This window comes from Streptomyces sp. NPDC055078 (genome assembly GCF_053607985.1).
Genome location: NZ_JBSGUP010001076.1, coordinates 1 through 1591, shown reverse-complemented (window position 1 = coordinate 1591; position 1591 = coordinate 1). Strand labels below are relative to the sequence as shown.

Here is a 1591-nt window from a genome sequence, read left to right as displayed (position 1 = left end):
GGCGGGAACGTGTCGTACGGCACATTCGGGCCGCGCGGCCACCCCATGAGACCCCGGGGCCCTTCCGGCACCCGGCCCCGGGGTCTCCCGGCGCCCGCTCCGGGACCCCGGGAGTGCCGGGGCCGTGATGTGCGTCTCTACCCCCGGGGCCGCCGCGCTGGCACTGTGGTCGGGTCACCGGGACCGTTTGAATACATCCGGTCCCGGCGACTCCAACTGCCCGGCCGACCGAGCGAGACGCCCATGACCTCCACCGCCGACGCGACCGCTGCCACCGCCGCCGCCCGAGCCCGCACCGGCGGGCCCGAGGACCGCTCCAACGCGCTGGAGCACATGGTCGGCTGGACCCTCGTGGTGGTCCTGGCGATGCTCGTCACTCAGCTCGGCCTGCTGTAGCCACTCCCGGCAGCCGCCCGGGGCACCCGCACGGATACCCGGCGGGGATCGGGCCGTCCATTCACGTACGCCCCGCGCGAGGGCCGCGCCGTTCCCACCCGACCGCCCTTCCGGATTCGGCCGCCGATCCCCGGCCGCCGGCCCCCGGATGGGCAGGAGAACTCGGCGTGCCGGAATTTTCTGCCCGGAACTGGTAAACAGGCGCAAATACGCGGTTCCCATGGGGCGGCTATCCATAGGGGAGGCGCTCCGTATAGGCCGGCAGCTGAAATGCGAGCGCGCCCGGATCGTTCAGTTCAGATATGCGCATGGGTAAAGACTTTCCGTTGTGTCTCGATATATCGGTGTAGTGGCGGAAACGGATCGACGAACTCTCGGCCATCGATGAAGCACTCGTGAATGGGCTTTTGCCGGTCTGCCATACTGCGAAGATCCTGTGCCAGTTTGAGACAAGGGCATGAATTGAATACTGGTGAACGGCGCGGTTTGACCGAAAGATCCCGGACCGAAAGATCCCAGGTCCGCCGTGTTGAACTCATCGCGACCGGGCGGAAGTTGTTTGCCGACACGTCGTATGACGCTCTGTCGATGGACGACATCGCGAAGCACGCCGGGGTTGCGAAGGGGCTGATCTACTACTACTTCAAGAGCAAGCGTGGTTACTACCTCGCCATCATCGAGGACTCGGTGGCCGATCTCGTGTCGCGCGCCGTCGATCACGCCGATCTGCCCCGCGCCCAGCGGATACGGCGGACGGTGGACGGATATCTGCGCTATGCCCAGAACCATGAGGCCGCGTTCCGCACCATCGTCACCGGAGGTGTCGGATTCGACACCGATGTGCAGTCGATACGGGACACGGTGCGCGAGGAACTGGTCACCGCTATCGCCGACGGCGCGTACGGCAGGGGTGACATTCCCGTGCTCGCCCGGCTCGCCCTGCTCGGCTGGCTCAGCGGGGTGGAGCAGATCACCCTCGACTGGCTCGGGCGCCAGGAACTGGACCGGGAACTGGTCTGCGCGCTGTTGATGCGGCTGCTGCGCGCCACCCTCGCGACCATCGAGGAATTCGAGCCGACCTGCCCACAGCCACCGAGCGGGCGGTCGCGGTCCCCCACGCCCCAGCCCGCCGCGGCGGAGGGCTGAGGGCGTCCTCCGGGCGGTCGGGGGCGGTCGGGGGCGGGAACGGCGGGGC

Annotated in this window: 2 protein-coding genes; both read left to right on the top strand. The window is 68.2% G+C overall.

The features are described 5' to 3' along the window. Positions 1-243: 243 nt before the first annotated feature. Positions 244-396, top strand: coding sequence for an SCO1431 family membrane protein (locus ACWF94_RS40250; RefSeq protein ID WP_453500222.1), 153 nt, complete (start codon positions 244-246; stop codon positions 394-396). Positions 397-858: 462 nt separating this feature from the next. Beyond that, positions 859-1542 carry a TetR/AcrR family transcriptional regulator gene (locus ACWF94_RS40245; RefSeq protein WP_453500220.1) on the top strand — a complete coding sequence of 228 codons (684 nt, stop codon included), beginning with the start codon at positions 859-861 and terminating at the stop codon, positions 1540-1542. Positions 1543-1591 lie beyond the last annotated feature (49 nt).

Coding starts and splice junctions, on each gene's coding strand:
- ACWF94_RS40250 (WP_453500222.1), top strand. CDS start 244: ATGACCTCCACCGCCGACGCGACCGCTGCCACCGCCGCCGCCCGAGCC.